The sequence below is a fragment of the Pantoea sp. PA1 genome (genome assembly GCF_056856975.1).
Window position 1 is genome coordinate 201,425 of the sequence record NZ_JBXGEE010000005.1, and the last position, 19,732, is coordinate 221,156.

The 19,732-nt window shown below is 58.1% G+C and carries 17 protein-coding genes; 8 read left to right on the forward strand and 9 right to left on the reverse strand.

What is annotated here, in order from left to right:
* Nucleotides 1-109: 109 nt before the first annotated feature.
* Nucleotides 110-1,012 carry a GntR family transcriptional regulator gene (locus AC1V0D_RS18510; protein ID WP_482907863.1) on the forward strand — a complete coding sequence of 301 codons (903 nt, stop codon included), beginning with the start codon at nucleotides 110-112 and terminating at the stop codon, nucleotides 1,010-1,012.
* A 169-nt stretch (nucleotides 1,013-1,181) separates the two neighbouring features.
* Nucleotides 1,182-2,534 (forward strand): MFS transporter, encoded by a 1,353-nt coding sequence (locus tag AC1V0D_RS18515; RefSeq protein WP_426607681.1) that lies wholly within the window; start codon nucleotides 1,182-1,184, stop codon nucleotides 2,532-2,534.
* Between the two features lie 21 nt (nucleotides 2,535-2,555).
* Here the strand turns inward: AC1V0D_RS18515 and AC1V0D_RS18520 are convergent, their stop codons facing one another.
* The 4 genes from AC1V0D_RS18520 to AC1V0D_RS18535 form a co-directional block, all read right to left on the reverse strand.
* Nucleotides 2,556-3,947, reverse strand: coding sequence for a hypothetical protein (locus tag AC1V0D_RS18520; RefSeq protein WP_426607679.1), 1,392 nt, complete (start codon nucleotides 3,945-3,947; stop codon nucleotides 2,556-2,558).
* On the reverse strand, nucleotides 3,940-4,851 hold the full coding sequence (locus AC1V0D_RS18525) for an alpha/beta fold hydrolase (protein WP_150030139.1): 912 nt from the start codon (nucleotides 4,849-4,851) through the stop codon (nucleotides 3,940-3,942). Before AC1V0D_RS18525 ends, AC1V0D_RS18520 begins: the two co-directional genes overlap by 8 nt.
* Before the next feature lie 187 nt (nucleotides 4,852-5,038).
* Nucleotides 5,039-6,394: an MFS transporter gene (locus tag AC1V0D_RS18530; protein ID WP_058956913.1), complete on the reverse strand. Its 1,356-nt coding sequence runs from the start codon at nucleotides 6,392-6,394 to the stop codon at nucleotides 5,039-5,041.
* 38 nt (nucleotides 6,395-6,432) lie between these two features.
* Nucleotides 6,433-7,365, reverse strand: a complete 933-nt coding sequence (locus tag AC1V0D_RS18535; RefSeq protein WP_058956912.1) for an SMP-30/gluconolactonase/LRE family protein — start codon at nucleotides 7,363-7,365, stop codon at nucleotides 6,433-6,435.
* Nucleotides 7,366-7,953: 588 nt separating this feature from the next.
* Between AC1V0D_RS18535 and AC1V0D_RS18540 the strand changes: the two genes are divergently transcribed.
* On the forward strand, nucleotides 7,954-8,844 hold the full coding sequence (locus tag AC1V0D_RS18540) for an alpha/beta fold hydrolase (protein WP_482907864.1): 891 nt from the start codon (nucleotides 7,954-7,956) through the stop codon (nucleotides 8,842-8,844).
* 79 nt (nucleotides 8,845-8,923) lie between these two features.
* On the opposite strand, the gene azuC is transcribed toward AC1V0D_RS18540, so the two are convergent.
* Both azuC and mntP read right to left on the reverse strand, forming a co-directional pair.
* Nucleotides 8,924-9,001 (reverse strand): stress response protein AzuC, encoded by a 78-nt coding sequence (azuC, locus tag AC1V0D_RS18545; protein WP_150030152.1) that lies wholly within the window; start codon nucleotides 8,999-9,001, stop codon nucleotides 8,924-8,926.
* Nucleotides 9,002-9,118: 117 nt separating this feature from the next.
* Entirely contained in the window at nucleotides 9,119-9,694 is a 576-nt protein-coding gene (mntP, locus tag AC1V0D_RS18550; protein ID WP_476639219.1) for a manganese efflux pump MntP, read from the reverse strand.
* 317 nt (nucleotides 9,695-10,011) lie between these two features.
* Between mntP and AC1V0D_RS18555 the strand changes: the two genes are divergently transcribed.
* On the forward strand, nucleotides 10,012-10,254 hold the full coding sequence (locus AC1V0D_RS18555) for a DUF1158 domain-containing protein (RefSeq protein ID WP_009087958.1): 243 nt from the start codon (nucleotides 10,012-10,014) through the stop codon (nucleotides 10,252-10,254).
* On the opposite strand, the gene pdxR is transcribed toward AC1V0D_RS18555, so the two are convergent.
* Nucleotides 10,244-11,689, reverse strand: a complete 1,446-nt coding sequence (gene pdxR, locus AC1V0D_RS18560; protein ID WP_482907865.1) for a MocR-like pyridoxine biosynthesis transcription factor PdxR — start codon at nucleotides 11,687-11,689, stop codon at nucleotides 10,244-10,246. The genes AC1V0D_RS18555 and pdxR overlap by 11 nt on opposite strands.
* Before the next feature lie 57 nt (nucleotides 11,690-11,746).
* On the opposite strand from pdxR, the gene AC1V0D_RS18565 reads away from it, so the two are divergent.
* The 3 genes from AC1V0D_RS18565 (at nucleotide 11,747) to AC1V0D_RS18575 (ending at nucleotide 16,837) form a co-directional block, all read left to right on the forward strand.
* Entirely contained in the window at nucleotides 11,747-12,202 is a 456-nt protein-coding gene (locus AC1V0D_RS18565) for a carboxymuconolactone decarboxylase family protein (RefSeq protein ID WP_150030142.1), read from the forward strand.
* Between the two features lie 510 nt (nucleotides 12,203-12,712).
* Complete coding sequence (gene mqo / locus AC1V0D_RS18570) at nucleotides 12,713-14,326, forward strand: malate dehydrogenase (quinone) (protein WP_426607675.1); 1,614 nt, start codon at nucleotides 12,713-12,715, stop codon at nucleotides 14,324-14,326.
* Between the two features lie 126 nt (nucleotides 14,327-14,452).
* Nucleotides 14,453-16,837: a phosphoketolase family protein gene (locus AC1V0D_RS18575; protein ID WP_482907866.1), complete on the forward strand. Its 2,385-nt coding sequence runs from the start codon at nucleotides 14,453-14,455 to the stop codon at nucleotides 16,835-16,837.
* Here AC1V0D_RS18575 and AC1V0D_RS18580 read toward each other — a convergent pair.
* Nucleotides 16,834-17,421: a LysE family translocator gene (locus AC1V0D_RS18580; RefSeq protein ID WP_058956905.1), complete on the reverse strand. Its 588-nt coding sequence runs from the start codon at nucleotides 17,419-17,421 to the stop codon at nucleotides 16,834-16,836. The genes AC1V0D_RS18575 and AC1V0D_RS18580 overlap by 4 nt on opposite strands.
* 134 nt (nucleotides 17,422-17,555) lie before the next feature.
* On the opposite strand from AC1V0D_RS18580, the gene AC1V0D_RS18585 reads away from it, so the two are divergent.
* The gene (locus AC1V0D_RS18585) at nucleotides 17,556-19,043 is read left to right on the forward strand and encodes an aminotransferase-like domain-containing protein (protein ID WP_046100808.1); all 1,488 of its coding nucleotides are present in this window, start codon (nucleotides 17,556-17,558) and stop codon (nucleotides 19,041-19,043) included.
* Here the strand turns inward: AC1V0D_RS18585 and AC1V0D_RS18590 are convergent.
* Nucleotides 19,010-19,633, reverse strand: coding sequence for a glutathione S-transferase family protein (locus AC1V0D_RS18590; RefSeq protein WP_009087970.1), 624 nt, complete (start codon nucleotides 19,631-19,633; stop codon nucleotides 19,010-19,012). The genes AC1V0D_RS18585 and AC1V0D_RS18590 overlap by 34 nt on opposite strands.
* Between the last annotated feature and the right edge of the window lie 99 nt (nucleotides 19,634-19,732).

Consider the following 19,732-nt stretch of genomic DNA (forward strand, 5'->3'; position numbering starts at 1 on the left):
TTATGCCGAATCCGGCAGCGGACGCGGGTCTCGCTTGCCGGAAGTGTGAAGCACCACGGTTTTTTTGGGCTCTGAATGGTTTTTAATGCATAAAAAACCGGAGAGTGCGATGAGCCGCAGCCAGAATTTGCGACAGAACGTGGTTAACCAGATGCTGGAAAGCATTGCTCAGCGCCATATTCGCTCCCCGCTGCCGCCACAGGCGGCGCTGGCGGAGATGTTCAATATCAGCCGGACCACGGTGCGCCATACCCTGCACTACCTGCACAAGTGCGGCGTACTGGATAAGGTTGAACAGACCTGGGTTATCGTGCGCGAGCCGCGCGAAGAGGACAGTTTCAGCGCCGTCACGCCGCCGATTGAGCAGCAGGCCAGCCACGTAGAGCAGATGTTTTTTAATCTGATTAACCAGCGGCAGCTGGTGCCGGGTGACACGTTCAGCGAACTGCAGCTGGCGCAGCAGGTGAAGGTCAGTCCGGTCGTGGTGCGTGAATTTCTGCTGCGCTTTATGCGCTATGACCTGCTGGAGCCGGTTAAACGCGGTCAGTGGCGGATGAAGAAATTCACTCAGGACTACGCGGAGAAGCTGTTTGAACTGCGCGAGATGCTGGAAACCCACGCCCTGAGCCGCTTCCTGAATCTGCCCGCCAGTGATGAGCGCTGGGTTCAGGCGCGGGATCTGCTGGATCGCCATCGATCGATGCGCGACACCATCGCCAGCAACTATCGCCACTTTGCCGCGCTGGATCGGCAGATGCATTCCCTGATCTTATCCGCCGCCAGCAATCCATTCTTTAATCAGTCGCTGGAAATCATCTCGGTGATCTTTCATTCGCACTATCAGTGGGATGAGAGCGATCTTAAGCAGCGCAATATCGTGGCGCTGGAGGAGCATATGGCGATTCTGACCGCCCTGATTGGCCGTCAGGATGTCGACGCGCTCTGCGCCCTGCACAACCATCTGGCCACCGCAAAAACCTCCATGGTGCGATCAATCAGCCAGTACAATTAAAAACCGATTAAAAACCACAAAGCATTAGCTCCCGCACGCTTCAGAAACATCTTTGCAACATCCTTTTCCCTTTGCTCTTAGTCTCGACGGTAACGTCACGGCGGCCTTTTGCCGCTGCGCGCAGACCCTTCTCACCATAACGATAACCAGCCAGTTTCGGGAGAGTGCAATGGAAAAGACCTCAGTATCCGGCCGTGATCGCGCGTCCGGTGAGATGACACCAGACCAGGATTTCGTGCCCATGCGCAGCGACGTGGTGCGCTCACCGCGCATCCGTAAGATTCAGGTCACCGCGATGCTGCTGTTGCTGTTTGCGGCCGTCATCAACTATCTGGATCGCAGCTCGCTGTCGGTGGCCAATATGACTATCCGTGAGGAGATGGGACTGAGCGCCACCGAAATCGGCGTTCTGCTCTCCGCTTTTTCGCTGGCTTATGGTCTGGCGCAGCTGCCGTGCGGTGCGCTGCTGGATCGCAAAGGGCCGCGCATCATGCTCGGCATCGGCATGTTCATCTGGTCACTGTTTCAGGCGGCCTCCGGCCTGGTGCACAACTTCACCCAGTTTGTGCTGGTGCGTATCGGCCTCGGCATTGGCGAAGCGCCGATGAACCCGTGCGGCGTCAAAGTGATCAACGACTGGTTCAATATCAAAGATCGCGGCATGCCGATGGGGATGTTTAACGCCGCCTCGATGATCGGGCTGTCGGTTGCACCGCCGATTCTGGCGGCGATGATGCTGGTGATGGGCTGGCGGGGGATGTTTGTCACCATCGGCATCCTCGGCATCTTCCTCGCCATTGGCTGGTACATGGTCTATCGCGACCGCGATAACCGCACCCTGAGCGCCGAAGAGATCCACTATCTGCAGGCGGGCAGCGTGGCGTCACGCAAAGAGCCGATCAGCTTCAGGGAGTGGCGCGGCCTGTTTAAGCAGCGCACCATGTGGGGCATGATGATTGGCTTCAGCGGCATCAACTACACCGCCTGGCTCTATATCGCCTGGCTGCCGGGCTATCTGCAGTCGACTTATCACCTCGATCTCAAAAGCACGGGCCTGCTGGCGGCGATTCCGTTCCTGTTCGGCGCGGCGGGCATGCTGCTGAATGGCTATGTGGTCGATATGCTGGTGCGCCGCGGGTTTAACGCGGTGAAAACCCGCAAAGTCTGCATCGTCAGCGGCATGCTGCTGTCAGCCGGATTTACCGCCGTTGTCACCCGTGCGACTGACACTACCAGCGCCGTGACGCTGATCGGCATGGCGCTGTTCTGTATCCACTTTGCCGGTACGTCGTGCTGGGGGCTGATCCACGCCAACGTTACCGCGCGCATGACCGCCTCGGTCGGCAGCATTCAGAACTTCGCCAGCTTTATCTTTGCCTCGTTTGCGCCGGTCATTACCGGCTGGGTGCTCGACACTACCAAATCGTTCAGCCTGGCGCTGATGATTTGCGCCTGTGTCACGCTCATCGGCGCCCTCGCCTATCTGCTGCTGGTGCGTAAGCCGATCACCGACGGCGAATAACCCCCGCTGACGGCGCGGCGGTCAGCTCAGCGTCGTCAGCGTAACCCCATGTTTCGCCCCGTAACGCTGAATACCGGCGATCACCTTCTCCGTGCTGAGCGGCGGTGGCGGTGGCAGCAGCGGTGCTCTTTCACGCAGCGCCGAGTCGAAGCGGGCAAAGGTAGCAAAATCGCGCGGGAACCGCTCTTCATCCACGCCGATGAAGACCCCCTCATCACGGGCATAGGCCAGCAGCGCCCGCCAGCGATCAATCTCCGCCAGCCCGATGCTGTCGGTGCCGTGAGAAAAGAGCATCATGTCGATATTGCGGAACGGCGGCTGTTTTTCCAGGAAGCGTTGCAGGGCCGCCGCTGACGGCTCGGTGCAGAACACCAGCCAGAACGGGATAGCCTGCTGCCGGATGCTGCTCCACGGGTCCATCAGCAGGAAACTGTCCACCGTCAGACGGGTCGGTAAAATACCGGCAGCCAGATACCAGTCGCGATAGATCTCTGCCACCACATAACTCATCGCTTCCGGGTCTTCATAGCGAATCTCCATCAGCCGCCAGTTCTGGGCTTCCGCCAGCTTTTTCAGCGGCGAGATAAGATAGCCATCCAGCCCCCACTCCGCTTCCGGCACCCGATCGGTGATGGCGGGCGGCGTCCAGCGCTCGCGGTCAACGCCATAACGAGCCAGATACTCCGCAACCCGCGGACCACCCTGTAAATACTCCTGCTCGGTTGCCCCGCCGAGCGCGCCAAACTGAAAGAAGGAGCGATCGCTGGTGCGCGTGACCGGCCACTGGCGGGTACAGTGATTAATGAACAGGGTGGATCCGGCAGGCAGGCTGCCCATCAGGAACTCGTTAAAGGCCAGCGGCAGATCGCGCAGTTTCAGCCGGAAATAGCGCATCTGGTCCAGCATCAGCCGATCCTGATTGGGGTCCTGCATATGGTGAACCGCCAGCCGCGGCCAGGCGGAGAGCAGCGCAGCGGCAATCTCTTTACCCTCCTCAAAACCTGCCTGCGCATCATCGGGATCGCTGCTGGTTGCCCGCACCGGGCAGAGAAAGGTCTGTGGCAGCCAGGGCACGCCCATCGCCGCCGCCAGATGCATCAGCGCACCGTTCGACGAGCCGATAAAGGCGGCGGGATAATCCTGCTGGGGATACTCACTGACCATCCATTCGGCGATGCCCTCCACATCCAGCTCCCCCGCCTGGCGCAGGCTGATGCCCTCTGCCATCCCGCCCAGCGCGTAGCCCCACTCCCGCAGTCCGGTCGGCAGCCGGTTCAGCGACGGCAGCAGCCGATCCAGCGTCGGAGACTGGCTGGGACTGGCAAAGGGGCGATCGTGCAGCGCATTCGCCAGCGCCAGCAGCATCGCTGCGGCGGAGTCAAAACGGGCAATACCTTTCGGGGGTTTACTCATGCTGATTCTCCTGCTGAATGCGCGCCAGGAACGGGCGAATGGCGTGACAGAAACTCCACGGATAGACGTAATGCAGGGTGTGCGTGCCGTCGCGCAGTGTAATCCGTTCGCTGTGCGGCATCAGCGCGGCAAGCTCATCCAGCCAGCGTGCCGGACAGACCGGATCGCGCGAGCCGCGCAGCAGCAGCGTGGGCGCATTGATGTAGGTAAGGCGATGCTCGATGTGGTCGCGCATCATCTCACGCATCGTGCCAAAGGCACGGCGCAGACCCGCTTTAGCGTAATCGATGCGGGCCAGCGGCCCCGGCGGTCGCCGGGTTTCCAGCCGGCCATTGCGCCAGTCGCGCCATAGCTGACGCGGCAGGCTGCGGGCATGGCGGTCCACCGTCGGCCCCTGCAGCACCAGCCCCGCCACCGCCTGCGGATGCTTCACCGCCAGCGCGGCCAGAATCTGACAGCCAAACGAGTTACCGACCCAGATTGCGCGCTGAAAACCGTTGTGCTGCAGCCATAACCAGAGCGCCTCCGCCTGCTGGTCGACTGACATCACCGGCGCAGAAGCGGGCAGCGTACTGGCTCCGAAACCAGGCAGGTCGGGCACCAGCACGTGATAATCGCGGCTCAGCGCCAGCGCCAGCGGCTCCATCGCCCGGCCTGACATCACCAGTCCGTGGATCAGCACCACCGGCAGTCCCTTATCCTCATTGGGCGTGACCCGGGTGAACATCCGCCAGTCGCCCACCTGCTGAAAGTAACCGGCCATGCCGGCATGGTGGCTGCGCGGTGACACCGGCGGTGTCTGTTTCAGCTGCTGCCAGCGTTTCATGCCCCACAGGGTGGCCGCCACACCTAATCCCACGCCTGCCACCATCGCTGCCTGTTTTCGTCGCTGCTTCTGGCTCATCCACTGCTCCTGTTTCGGGGAGAATAATTCAGTGTAGGCCGGGATCGGATGGGAGGCGGTTTATCGGTGTCATGGCGAGGAAAAGTTCAGCGTGTCTCTAGCGGGGAGGCGGGACGCCGGAAAGCGTGTCTTCAGCCCCTGGATTCGCGGAGAGGCGAAAAGGCGCCAGCGCGCCTTTTCCCACTTTTTACTGTGCTTTGCGATAGGGATCTTTGATTAATGCCACGGAGAACGCCCCAATCAGCAGCACGGCGGAGACCGCCAGCAGTGCCCAGGTAAATCCCCCGCTGCTCTGGCGGATATAGCCAATCAGGGAGGGGCCGACAAAGCCGCCCAGATTCCCGACAGAGACGATCATGGCTAATCCGCCTGCGGCTGCGCTGCCGGTAAGAAAGCCCGAAGGGAGAGCCCAGAATGAGGCCTGAAAAGCGAGAATGCCGCTGACGGTAAAGCAGAGTGCCAGCATCTTCAGAACGGGCTCATTCACGACGGCGCTGCAGGCCAGCGCAAAGGCGGCGATAACGAGTGCACCACTGATCCAGCGAATACGATGCCCGGAGGCATTGGCCCGCCGTGCCCAGAACAGCATGCTGAACGCGGCACAAATGTAGGGTAATGCGGTCAGGAAACCGGTGGTGGTGTGGCTGACGCCAAGCTGGCGGATGATCTGCGGCATCCACAGGCCCACCCCGATCGAACCGACAATCCCGCAGAAGTTAATAAATGCCAGCAGATAAAGCAGCGGATTCCGCAGCGCATCGCGCAGGCTGGAACCGTGTGCTTTTTCAATCTGCTGTTGCTCGTTCTTCAGTCGTCTGCTCAGCAGGGACTTTTCCGTGTCGCTCAGCCAGTTTGCCTTCTCCGGGCGGTCGTTAAGGAAGAAGAGGCACAGCACGCCGAGGATCACCGCCGGGAACCCTTCCAGCAGCAGCAGCCACTGCCAGTTACGGATATGTTCATGCCCGGTGATTTGCATCAGCATCCCCGATAGGGGAGCGCCGATGATATTGGCCACGGGGATCCCGACTAAAAAGGCGGCCGTAATTTTTGCGCGCCAGCTTCCGGGGAACCAGTATGTGAAGAACAGGTAAATACCAGGCGTGAATCCGGCTTCGGCCACCCCCAGACAAAAACGGGCAAAGGCAAAGCTCAGGGGGCCGGACACGAAGGCGGTCGCCATGGAGATGAGTCCCCATGAGATCATGATGCGGGCGATCCAGATACGGGCACCCACTTTTTGCATGATCAGGTTGCTGGGCACTTCAAACAGAAAATAGCCGATAAAAAACATCCCGGCGCCGAATCCGAACTGCTCAGCCGTGATGCCCAGATCGGCATTCATGCCCAGCGCCGCGAAGCTGACGTTGGTGCGATCCAGATAACTGACGACATAACAGATGAAAATAAAAGGCAGGATGCGGCGAAACGCTTTACCGGCTGCCTGCTCACTTTGTTCAAAATCCTTTTGATTCATCTCTTCACGATCGCCGGACACGGTTTCCGGCTCCGCAGGTGAGCCAGTGCTTACAGTATGCAGATTCATGAGTGCCTCCGCTGCGTTCAGAGAACGCAGAGTTGTTCTTAGAGAAAAGCAGTGGACATAAAGGACAGTGGATGGCCGGGCGTCTTCATTGAACAGGTAAGAATGCTGCCGCTGACCGATTCGGTAATAAACAGCTGCTGTAAATTTTCGCCACCAAAGCAGAGGTTGGTGGTGGAGCGTCCGGCGGGGCTGGTGAGGATTTCTGCAGGCTCAGCCAGATCGTTTAGCAGCCAGACGCGGCCCAGCCCCGGATTGGCAATCAGTAGCTCACCCTGCGCGTTGATGGCCAGTCCATCGGGACCGCTGGGCCCGTGCGAGGTAAAATATTGACTCACTTTGCTGACCGACCCATCACGCTGAAGCGGCACGCGCCAGATGGCATTGCCGCGCGTCATCGCGACATAAAGCACTTTTTCATCTGGCGACAGAACCAGCCCGTTTGGGCTTGGACAGTTATCCAGCAGGATATCCAGTCGTCCGTCCTGGCTGAGACGATAAACACGGCCAGTCGGATCGTGAAGTCCCGTCTGACCCTGATCGGTGAAATAGAGGTTTCCCCGGCTGTCGGGCGTTAAATCGTTCACACCGCGAAAGCTCTCACTGTGGCGGCGAGGCAGCCACGGCGTGACGTCCTGCGTTTTAAGCGAGAGCTTCATTAACCCGTGATGATAATCCGTAATCAGAAGGGTATCCGGATCGACGAGTTTCATGCCGTTCGGTTCGCCATCATATTGCACGACGAGATCCCAGTTGCCGGCCATATCGACCCGGAATATCCGGCCATACGGGATATCGGTCAGGTACAGACAACCGGAAGGGTGCCAGACCGGCCCTTCCAGGAATGAGTCGGTAAGCTGTCCTCCGCGATTGGCGGCAGCCCAGACATTGTTGCGATCAGGGGAACGAAAGTGGTCGGGCAGCCGGGTAAAAATTGATGTCTCCCTGACATCCGCCTGCGTCAGATAAGTCATAGAATAGTGTCCTTTTCAGTGAATCCCTTAACCCGGCTGACACAATCCGTGCGCACGTGTGCGTCTCTGCGGTGAATCAGCGGTGTCTCATCAGCGAACATAGCCTGCCTCACAGTCTGTTTTACTGAGTAAAACTCAGGTGTACATGATGAAATCACTATATCGACGACACTGGCGCTGATGCCAGTGTTATGAGCTTGTTTATTATGTAAACAAGATATCACTCACAATTCGCGCAAACGTGTCCGGGCAGGATCAGAAACCGCAGACCGGGAAGCGGAGGCATCAGTCGGAGAGAGAAAGGCGGGTATGCCTGGAGGGTTTAAAGCCGGGTGAGGATAATTGCCTGCTGGCGGTGCTGGCTGCATGTGTGGGTAAGCGCAAAACAGGTTTTTGTGGTCTGACAGATGTGCTGGAACTTAGGGCCGGTTGAGTGCGAAAGGATGATTTGTCCTTTAGTTATATAACTGACGTATACAGATGCAAAGTCGCCGATGAGCTGTGCATTTCTGGTCATCATCATTCACAGTAAAGGTATATGGTTAAATAACGCCCTACTAGAATCACCCCCACTGAGGAGGATCGCACATGTTTGAAGGGTTTATGCATACGCAAATCAGCCTTTCAGAAGCAGTGCTCAATGTACGCTATGGGGGGAATGGGCCACCTGTTCTCTTATTGCATGGTCATCCAAGGACCCATGTAACATGGTCAAAAGTGGCTCCGGAGCTAGCCAGATTATTTACGGTCATATGTCCTGATTTGCGGGGATTCGGCAAATCATCAAAACCCGCTGATCAACCCAACCATGCAGGTTCTTCTAAAAGAGCTAAAGCAAAAGATTGTATCGAGTTGATGAGTCAGCTTGGTTTTGAACAATTTGCAATTGTCGGACATGACAGAGGAAGTTATACAGCTTACAGAGCTGCTCTTGACTATCCAGAGCGAATCACACGGCTTGCCGTACTTGATTGCATTCCGATACTTGAAGCGCTCAACCGATGTAATGAAAAGTTTGCCCGACAGTGGTATCACTGGTTTTTCTTTGCTCAGCCTGAAAAACCGGAGCGGGCAATACTGGCCGATCCTGACAAATGGTATGGAGGCCAGCCCGAAACAATGGGTGATGATGAATATCTTGAGTTCAGACAAGCTATTCATGATCCGGAGGTCATACATGGGATGCTCGAAGACTATCGTGCGGGCCTTAGCATTGATAAAGAACATGAGCTTCAGGATCGTCAGAGAGGAAGGCTGATCAAATGTCCGACGCTCTGTTTATGGTCTCAATATGATGATCTTGAGGATTTGTATGGCGACGTCGTAGGTATATGGAAAACGTGGGCGCAAGACGTTCATGGTAAATCGATAGCTTGTGGTCACCACATGGCAGAGGAAGCACCAGAAGAAGTCACAGCTGAACTGCAGCGTTTTCTGCTACAACCTGAAAACACCTCAGGCGCAGAAAAAGGGAATTAAATCAGCGGAAGCAAAACAGAGAGGTGATAATCACCGGTCGATCCCTGACCGCGATTATCGAGGGTTTCCTGCGGGGTGCTCAGGACATGGCACCCGGCGGTACGTGTTTGAACGTCTCAACGTAAGCACGGAACACGTATTTGAAAATGCGTTTCATGGAGCACCTGATTCAAATTAAGTTGAAGATATACTGAAAAAGTATAACTTCTGTGCGTTTTAACAGCAAATAAATTTGAACCGGATCACAAAACTACGGCTTCAGGCGCCATAAAACCTACGCGGTGTAGCCGAGATGCTGCAGCAGAATGGTGGAACCAACGGCAATTAAGACGAGGCCACCGAGCACTTCCGCCCATTTACCCAGCACCGGACCAATAAAGCGCCCGACCAGGACACCGGTCGTCGCCATTACCGTGGTCGCGGCACCAATCGTCAGCGCGGTGGTGATGATGTTCACCTGTAAAAAAGCCAGGCCAACGCCGACCGCCAGCGCATCAAGGCTGGTGGCTACCGCAGTGGTCGCCAGTACCACAAAGCCGTGGCTTTTTGGCGCTTCACAGGGTTCGGCGACCGCGGTCTGACGGAAGCCTTCCATCATCATACGGCCACCCAGGAACGCCAGCAGTATAAACGCGACCCAGTGGTCCCACGCCATGATGTAACGGCTGGCTGCCAGGCCGAGTGCCCAGCCAATCAGCGGGGTCAGTGCTTCAATAGAGCCGAAAATCAGACCGGTGCGCAGCGCTTCTTTAAAACCAGGACGATGCAGCGTCGCACCTTTGCCCAGCGCAGCAGCAAATGCGTCCATCGACATACCCAGCGCAAGAATTAACGTAGCAATAAAGGTCATGATTTATTCACCTGGGGCGAAAAAGCGGCTAATCACGCTGAATTCACCACACAAAGCGTTCAGTTATGAAAAAGTGCGCGCAGTCTACCATGCAAACCCGCAGATAAAAAGACAGCAAAATCAGGGATTTAAGTATAGCAAAGGCTATAACTCTTATCTTCCGCTATGAATGGACCTAAGTCGATGGTGGCAAAGCGTTTTCTGGCCACTCTGAGTGCCTGAATCCCCGCTCCATTCGCCTTTGCGCCTGATGCCGCCATTGAACCGCGCGGCCAATTACCGGAAAATGCCGGGCTGATAATGATGGGATACCGGTAATGAATAACCCTTTTGAAACGTTGATCGTGCCTGGTGGCATTCTGCTGCTGGGTTTTCTCTCGGCGCTGCTGCTGCCCGCCCCCGCCTTCAGCCTGACCGTGGCGCAGCATCTGCTGCAGTTGTTCCATCTGCAGGATCTTAATCAGCTTTACACGGTCGTGTTCTGCATCTGGTTTTTACTGCTGGGCGCGCTGGAGTTTTTCGTTATCCGCTTTGTCTGGCGTCGCTGGTTCAGGGCCTGACAGCACAATGGGCGTCCACCAGCGCTTTTAGTTGTCCGGCGCTGCGGGCATAGCCTTCGCGCGGCAGATGTGCCGCGCCCAGCAACAGGCCTGCGCAGCGCTGATCCGCATCCTGATACCAGAGTGACAGCGGCGAGGGTGCCATCCCCCACTCTGCCGCCTGCTGAGCAATAAGCTGGTCCGGGGAACCGGCGGGCAGGCGAACGATTACCGCCAGCCCGGCGCGTTGCAGGTCCGGAAAATGGGGGTGCAGCGCGGCAACCATCTGCTCCAGCCGCTCGTGATACACACGCTTCATCCGCCGCAGATGCCGCATGAAGTGACCTTCCCGCAGAAACTCCGCGACTGCATTGTGCAGCAATCCTGCCGATGCCGGTGCCAGTAACGCGCACACCTCACCGAACCGGGCAGCCAGTGCGGGCGGCACCACCATAAAACCGAGCCGCAGCTGTGGCGTCAGCGTCTTGCTGAACGTGCCGATATGCAGGACCCGTCCCTCGCTGTCGAGGGCGGCCAGCGCTGGCGCGGCGCGATAACCAGGCTGGAGCTCACCCAGGTAGTCATCTTCAATAATCCAGCGCTGTTCGCGGCTGGCCCACTCAAGCAGGGCATGGCGGCGCGCCAGGCTCATCGTCATGCCAAGCGGTGCCTGCTGGCCCGGCGTCACCAGCGCGAAAGCGGCGTCCGGCGCACGCGTCACCCCGGCAGCGACCTGCATCCCCTCCTCGTCGACCGGCACCGCAACCGGCCTGACCCGCAACGCTTCCACCGCGCCGCGCGCCAGCCAGAATCCGGGATCTTCCAGCCAGGCGGTTTTGCCCTGAAAATCCATCGCCAGGCCAATCAGACCCATCGCGCCTGCATAGCCACTGGTAATGATGATCTGCTCCGCCTGACAGCGCAGACCGCGCGCCACCGCCAGATAGGCCACCAGCGCCTGACGCAGTGCCAGACTGCCACGCGGATCGGGATAGCTGGCTGGCCGGCTGACCTGCATTCGCGCCTGCCGCTGCAGGATGCGCAGCCAGACTTTGGCCGGGAACGTATCGCTGGCGGGCGTCCCCATCTGGAAGGTCAGCGGCGGGGCATCAAACGCCTCGATCCCTTCAGAGTGCGGCGGAAGGCACCCGGCATCGGAGTGGACCGGTTTTAATGGCGGTAAAGTACTGACGAAGGTGCCCGCCGCGCCCCGGGTCTCCAGAAACTGACCATCGGCCAGCATGTCATAACTGGCACGGACGGTGCCGCGGGCAACACCGAGCTGCGCGGCCAGATCGCGACAGGAAGGCAGACGCGCCCCCGGCTGTAAACGGCCTTCACCAATCGCCTGCTCAATCAGCTGGCGCAGCTGTTCGCTCAGCCCACGCGACGTACCGCGCTGCAGCGTCAGCGAGAAAAGGGGCGATGGACCAGTCAGACTCTCATTTTTTGGCACTTTATCTGCTCCATTCAAAGGCCGAAAATCGCCTCATCAATCCCAGGAGGCAATAAGATGAGCGAACGTATCGATTTTCACCAGGCAGCACCGGCAGGCATGAAAGCACTGAGCGGCGTATACGGTTATCTGTCACAAACCGATTTGCCGCTCACTTTACTGGAACTGCTGTTCCTGCGCATATCGCAGATTAACGGCTGCGCTTACTGCATTGATATGCATACAAAAGCGCTGAACAAGGCGGGGATCGGCTGGGATAAAATTGTACTGACGTCGGTCTGGCACGAATCCGGCACTCTGTTCAGTGAAAAAGAGAAAGCGGCCCTGCAGTGGGCGGAGTGCCTTACGCTGATTGCACAGCATGGCGCGCCGGAAACAAGTTATACCGCGCTGAGGGAGCACTTCAGTGACAAAGCGATTGTCGATCTGAATATCGCCATTGGCCTGATGAACACCTACAACCGCATGGCGATAAGTCTGAAAAAGCTGCCTGCCAGTGCGAATGCGTCATAAGTGAAACCGATGCGTGCGCCGCTGCGCGCGCATTTTCAGACTCACAAAAATGTAACATTATTTTTACACAAGAGCCTATCTGGCTGCTTTATCAACAATTCAAACTATTCCGCATTGCATAATAAATCGCTAAAATTCAGATAATTAAATAATTCCGCACCGTTCATATCGATTCTGCCGTTGCACCATCATGGCGCTTTTCCGCAACATCCTTTCCGGGTTAACCCTCTGACTTAACAATAAAAAATCCCTAATCGCGCAGCCATGCTGATGATTAATTCTTATGCTGAATCATTTCTGCATTTAAAAAATAAACAAATGTTTAATTCAGGGGTGAGAATGTTATATTCGGATGACAAAGCATAACGTGCAGTTAACCCGTTATCACCGCTTTAACCTATACCTGAGACTTAACCTTTGAGAAATAGCGCAACGCGCTCGCAAGAAGCGTGACTATTTCGCCTGCAAAACTGTTGGGCTTCAGGTCAACAGAAGAGGAGATGTCGCCTCATGTGCAATTCAGCTGTAAACCTTGCGCTCGCGATGAGTGCCATGGCAAAGGACACCACTACCGCGCAGGAGCGCAAAGACGTTGACGTGCTGCTGATTGGCGCAGGTGTGATGAGCGCTACCCTCGGTGCATGGCTGCAGGATTTAGCGCCGGACTGGTCCATCGAAATGGTGGAGCGGCTGGACAGCGTGGCCGAGGAGTCGTCCAACGGCTGGAATAACGCCGGCACCGGTCATGCCGCCCTGGCCGAGCTGAACTATACGCCGCAGCAGGCGGATGGCAGCATCGACATCTCTAAAGCGGTGACGATCAACGAATCGTTCCAGATTTCCCGCCAGTTCTGGGCCTATCAGGTCCAGAAAGGCAACCTGCGCAATCCCAGAAGCTTTATTCACAGCACGCCACACATGAGTTTTGTCTGGGGAGACGACAACGTCGAATTCCTGCGCAAACGCTATCAGGCGTTGCAGAAAAGCACCCTGTTCCGGGGCATGGCCTACTCCGAAGATCCGCAGCAGATTGCGCGCTGGATCCCGCTGGTCATGAATGGCCGCGATCGCCGTCAGAAAGTGGCCGCGACCTGGACGGAGATGGGCACCGATGTGAACTTCGGTGAAGTAACGCGTCAGCTGATCGCCTCCTTAGAGAAGAAGGCGAACTTCCGCCTGCGTCTGCGTCAGGAAGTGCGTGACCTGAAACAGCTTGCCGACGGGCGCTGGCAGGTGACGCTGCAGTGTCTGAACAGCGGCAACCGCCGCACGCTGACAGCGGGCAAAATCTTTATCGGCGCTGGCGGCGCGGCATTGCCGCTGCTGCAGAAGGCCGGTATCCCGGAAGCGAACGGCTACGCCGGATTCCCGGTAGGGGGTTCGTTCCTGGTGACGGAAAATCCGCAGGTGGTGGCGCAGCATATGGCCAAGGTCTACGGCAAAGCCAGCGTCGGCGCACCGCCGATGTCCGTGCCGCACGTTGACACCCGCGTACTGGATGGCAAGCAGGTGCTGCTGTTTGGCCCGTTCGCCACCTTCTCCACCAAGTTCCTGAAGCAGGGTTCGCTGATGGATATGTTCACCTCTCTGAACAGCAGCAACATGCTGCCGATGGTGAAAGTGGGGCTGAAAAGTTTCGATCTGGTGAAATACCTGATGGATCAGGTGCTGCAAAGCGATCGCGACCGTATGGACGCCCTGCGCGCCTATGTGCCGCAGGCGAAGCAGGAGGACTGGCGGTTAGTGACGGCCGGTCAGCGTGTGCAGATCATCAAGAAGGATGAGAAAGAGGGTGCTGTATTGCGCCTCGGCACCGAAGTAGTCGCCTCACAGGATGGGACGATTTCAGCACTGCTGGGCGCCTCACCAGGCGCCTCAACAGCGGCACCGATCATGCTGGAACTGTTGCATAAGGTCTGTCCTGAGCAGATGGCCACGCCAGAATGGCAGAATAAAATCCGCGCCGTCATCCCTTCCTGGGGCCGTAAGCTGAACGGTGACGTGGCCCTGACAGAGAAAGTGTTGGCCGAAACCAGCCGTATTCTGCAGCTCGACTACTCGCCGGTGACACCGATGGCGGCAAACGATGAAGGACGTGAAACCGCGTTCGTTGTCGGCAAGTAATTCCGCACCGCTGATAAAAAGGCTCCGCACAGCGGGGCCTTTTTTATTGGCCGGTTGCCTGGTCGTCCTGGGGTTTCTCTATTAGGGTTAAGAGATCTTTTAGCTGAACACTCAGGAGGAAAAGGCATGTCTTACTCCCCTGCTTCACCGGAATTCACGCTGCTTGACCGCTACTGGCGGGCGGCGAACTACCTCTCCGTCGGGCAGATCTACCTGATGGATAACCCGCTGTTGCGCGAGCCACTCAGGCCGGAACATATCAAACCGCGCCTGCTGGGCCACTGGGGCACCACGCCAGGGCTGAATTTTATCTATGCCCACCTCAACCGGATTATCCGGCAGCAAAATCTGAATATGATCTACATCTGCGGACCCGGGCACGGCGGCCCCGGCATGGTGGCTAACACCTGGCTGGAGGGCAGCTACAGCGAAATTTATCCGCACATCAGCCAGGATGCGGCGGGCATGCAGCGCCTGTTTAAACAGTTCTCCTTCCCGGGCGGCATTCCCAGCCACGCGGCCCCGGAGACGCCCGGCTCAATTCATGAAGGGGGGGAGCTGGGCTATTCGCTCTCTCATGCATTTGGCGCGGCTTTCGATAATCCCGACCTGGTGGTGCCCTGCGTCATCGGCGACGGCGAAGCGGAAACCGGACCGCTGGCGTCCAGCTGGCACGGCATCAAATTTCTCAATCCGCAACGTGATGGCGCGGTGTTACCTATTCTGCATCTCAACGGCTACAAGATTGCTAACCCGACGCTGCTGGGTCGCAGCAGCGATGAAGATCTGCGTCAGCTGTTCAGCGGTTACGGCTATGAACCGCTGTTTGTCAGCGGGCATGAGCCGGAGAAAATGCATCCGCTGATGGCGGAAGCGCTGGACAATGCTCTGGCAAAAATCACCGCCTTCCAGCGTGAGGCGCGCCAGGGCAGCGCCACAACCGATGTGCCGCGCTGGCCGATGATTATCCTGCGCAGCCCCAAAGGCTGGACCGGCCCCAAAACGGTCGACGGCAAAAAAGTAGAGGATTTCTGGCGGGCGCATCAGGTGCCGGTCGCCGCCTGTCGTGAAGATGAAGGTCATCGTCAGATTCTGGAAACGTGGATGCGAAGCTATCAGCCGGATGATCTGTTCGATGAACAGGGTCGCCTGAAGCCGGAGCTGCAGGCGCTGGCGCCGGAGGGCGACAAGCGCATGGGGGCTTCGCCTTATGCTAATGGCGGCCTGCTGCGCCGTGAGCTGGAGACGCCCGAGCTCGCCGCGTTTGCCTGCGAGGTCGGCGAACCGGGTTCACAGATGGCGCAGGCCACCGAGCATCTGGGACGCTACCTCAGCGTGCTGTTTCAGCGAAACCGCGACAACTTCCGGCTGTTTGGCCCGGATGAGACCGCCTCAAACCGCCTGACGCCGGTCTTCGACGTGACCAGCCGCACCTGGCTGGAAAGAACAGAGCCCTATGACGAGCAGCTGGCGCGCGATGGCCGCGTCATGGAAATTCTCAGTGAGCATCAGTGTCAGGGCTGGCTGGAGGGCTATCTCCTGACCGGCCGTCACGGGCTGTTCAACTGCTATGAAGCCTTTATCCACATTATCGATTCCATGTTTAACCAGCATGCCAAGTGGCTGAAAGTCACGCGTAAGCTGGGCTGGCGTAAGCCCATCTCCTCACTCAACTATCTGCTCTCTTCGCACGTCTGGCGACAGGACCACAATGGCTACAGCCATCAGGACCCCGGCTTTATCGATCACGTTGCCAATAAGAAAGCGGACATCGTGCGTATCTATCTGCCGCCCGATGCCAATACGCTGCTCTGGGTAGGCGACCACTGCCTGCGCACCTGGGACCGCATTAATGTCATTGTGGCGGGCAAACAGCCTGCGCCGCAGTGGCTCGACATGGCCAGTGCCATAACCCACTGCGAAGCGGGCATGGGCGAATGGCGCTGGGCGGGCACCACGCCCGATAATGCACAGCCGGATGTGGTGATGGCCTGTGCCGGTGATGTGCCCACCATGGAAACCCTGGCGGCCGTTGATCTGCTGCGCGAGATGCTGCCTGAACTGCGGATCCGGGTGGTAAACGTGGTCGATTTAATGGCGCTGCAGACGCAGGATCAGCACCCGCATGGCAAATCCGATGCGGAATTTGATGCGCTGTTTACGCAGGATAAACCGGTGATTTTTGCCTTCCACGGCTATCCGACGCTGGTGCATCGCCTGACCTATCAGCGCACCAATCATCGCAACTTCCACGTGCGTGGCTTCAATGAAGAGGGCACCACCACCACGCCATTTGATATGACGGTGCTCAACGAACTGGACCGCTATCATCTGGCGCAGGAGGCGATTCTGCGCGTGCCCGGGCTGGCGGATGCTCATCCCGCGCTGCTGGAGGATTTGCAGCAGCGTCTGGCCGCGCATCACCAGTATGTCCGCGAACATGGCGAGGATCTGCCGGAGGTGCAGAACTGGAAATGGCCATCCGCCACTGCACCAGGCGCGCCTGACTAAGCGGCCTGCAGCGCGTCGGTCACCATCCAGACGGTGGTCGCCACCAGCGACAGCGCCATCAGGCTGTTAAACAGCTGGCGCTTCCAGGCAATCTGCAGATGGCTGCGCAGGCGGTCGCCCAGCGCAGCCCAGATCAGGATGCAGGGCAGATTGAGCAGCATGAAGCAGATCATTACCGTTACAACGCCGCTGCTGGCGCTGTAGAGGAGTGCCACGTTGCTGGCCATCAGCCAGGCTTTGGGGTTAATCGCCTGGAAACAGGCGCCACCCAGCAGCGTCATCGGCTGCGGCCGGGTGCGCGTTTCGGGGGCGGCAGCACGAAAGATCTTCCAGGAGAGCCACAACAGATAGGTGCAGCCTGCCAGCGTCAGCGGCAGGCGAATCGCCGACATCCAGTGCAGCAGCACCTCCAGCGCCATTCCGGCAATCACCGTTTGCACCGCACAGCCCAGTAAAATGCCGAACATCATCGGCAGGGTGCGCCGCATGCCAAAATTGACCCCGGAGGTCGCCAGCAACAGATTGTTCGGGCCTGGCGTAATCGACATGACGGTGACGTAACTGAAGAAAGAGGGATCAAGCATAGTGGCGCTCCTGAAAGTGGACAGAGCTCTATGCTACGGCGCGGAAAAGAATGGTAACAGTGACACAAAATCACTATTGTGATGGTTACAGTTTGCGTTTGCAGCAATTGTACCCATCCAATCCGGAGGTTACTGTGTCCCTTGCTCCCTCTTCCGATCAGCGTCTTTATCAGCAGCTGGCGGACAGCTTCGCTGAGGCCATCCACCAGGGCACGCTGAAACCGGGCAAACGCCTGCCAGCGATCCGGCGTGTCGCTCAGTCCCATCAGGTCAGTGTGAATACGGTGCTGAATGCCTGGCAGCTGCTGGAAGATCGCGGTCTGATTGAGGCCCGGCCGCAGTCGGGCTACTACGTGCGCGGCGTGCTGCCCGCCGTGACCCGTCACGGTGAGCATAAGACCCGGGTACGCGACCCCGGCAGCGGTAAACTCGACCTGATTGATAAGGTGTTTGCCGCACAGAATCATCCCGACTACGTCAATATCTCGCTGGCCTGCCCGCAGGACAGTGAACTTTTCCCTGCGACCCGCATCGCCCGGATCACGGCTTCACTGCTGCGCCGTCATCCCAATCTAATCGGGCGCTATGCGCTTCCGCCCGGTAGTGAGCGCTTACGGGAGGAGATTGCGCGCCGGGCGCTGCACGCCGGACAGCGGCTGACCGCCGATGAGATCACCCTGACCCACGGCTGCATGGAAGCCCTGCAGCTGGCATTACGTGCGGTCACGCAGCCCGGCGACTGTGTCGGGCTGGAGTCGCCGACCTACTTCTTTTTGTTTCCACTGCTGGCGTCGCTGGGCCTTAAAGCGCTGGAAATCCCCACCGATCCGCAGCATGGCCTGTCGCTGGATGCGCTGGAGATGCTGCTGCAGGAGCAGCGCATCAAGGCACTGATTGCCATGCCCGGTGTGCAGAACCCGCTGGGCTGCGGCATGTCGCTGGCAAACAAGAAGCGGCTGGCAAAGTTAGTGAATACTTACCACGTTCCGCTGATCGAAGATGGACTGTATGACGAGTTGCAGTTCGACTGGCCCCTCTCACCCGCCGTGAAAGCGTTTGATCGCGATGGCTGGGTGATCTACTGCACCAGCTTCACCAAAACCGTGGCACCCGACTTCCGGATTGGCTGGACCGCTGCTGGTCGTTTTCACGACGCGATTGCCCGGCTCAAAGCGGTTTCGTCGATGGCTGAATCGGCCCTGCTGTCAGAAACACTGGCGGAGTTTCTTGCGTCCGGCGGTTACGATCACCACCTGCGCACTCTGCGCCGTCGCTACGCAGCCAATCTGGATGAGGCGCGGGGACTGATCGCCCGCTACTTCCCGCAGGGCACCCGCGCCACGCTGCCGCGCGGAGGATTCGTCTTCTGGGTCGAGTTACCCGGCAACGTGAAGACCACGGAGATGTTTGACCGGCTGCTGCAGGAGCAGATCTGCGTCACGCCTGGCGCGCTCTATTCCCTGAGCGAGCGTTACAACCATGCGCTGCGTCTCTCCTGCTGTTATCCGTTTGATGCGCGCTATAGCCGGGCGATTCAGCGCGCCGGAGAGATTGCCTGTGAACTGTCAGGACTCCCGGCTGGCGAGGCTCAGGGCGTCCCGTTGCGGCCCCAGACGGTGTAACCACGCCGTTCGGTCAGGCGCTCGTAATAGGTGCGAACCGCCGGATAATCGGGATGCTCAAGCGGCGTCTCAAACCAGCGGTTTACCGCCAGACCAATCGGTATATCGGCCAGGGTGAAATTGCGTCCGGCAACGTAGCGACCGGTTTTTTCCAGCTGCTGATTAAGGATGCTCATGGTGTGCGCCCAGCCTTTGCAGGCCGCTGCCAGCAGGCGCGGATCCTGATGAGCCGGAGAGTTTCTTACCAGCGACATGAAAGCGTAGCGCCAGGAGGTATTCAGTTCTGTGGCCTGCCAGTCCATCCACTGATCGACCGGTGCACGCGCCTGTGGATTAGGCGGATAAAGCCACTCGCCGCCATAGGCATTCGCCAGATAGCGCAGGATGGCGTTAGATTCCCAGATGACCAGGTCATCATCTTTCAGCACCGGCACCATCGCATTCGGATTGAGTGCCATGAACTCCGGCAGATGCGTGGAGCGGAAACCGTCGCCCCACTCTTCGCGCTGGTAATCCAGATCCAGCTCGTCACACAGCCATAATACTTTGCGCACGTTGATTGAGGAGGCGCGTCCCAGGATCGTTAGCATGCAGAGTCTCCGGTAGAATCTTTAACTTATTGATAACGCTGTTAGCTGTTATAAGCAATCATCTGGCAGAGAAAAGGCCACCCTGAACACCCTCAGCAA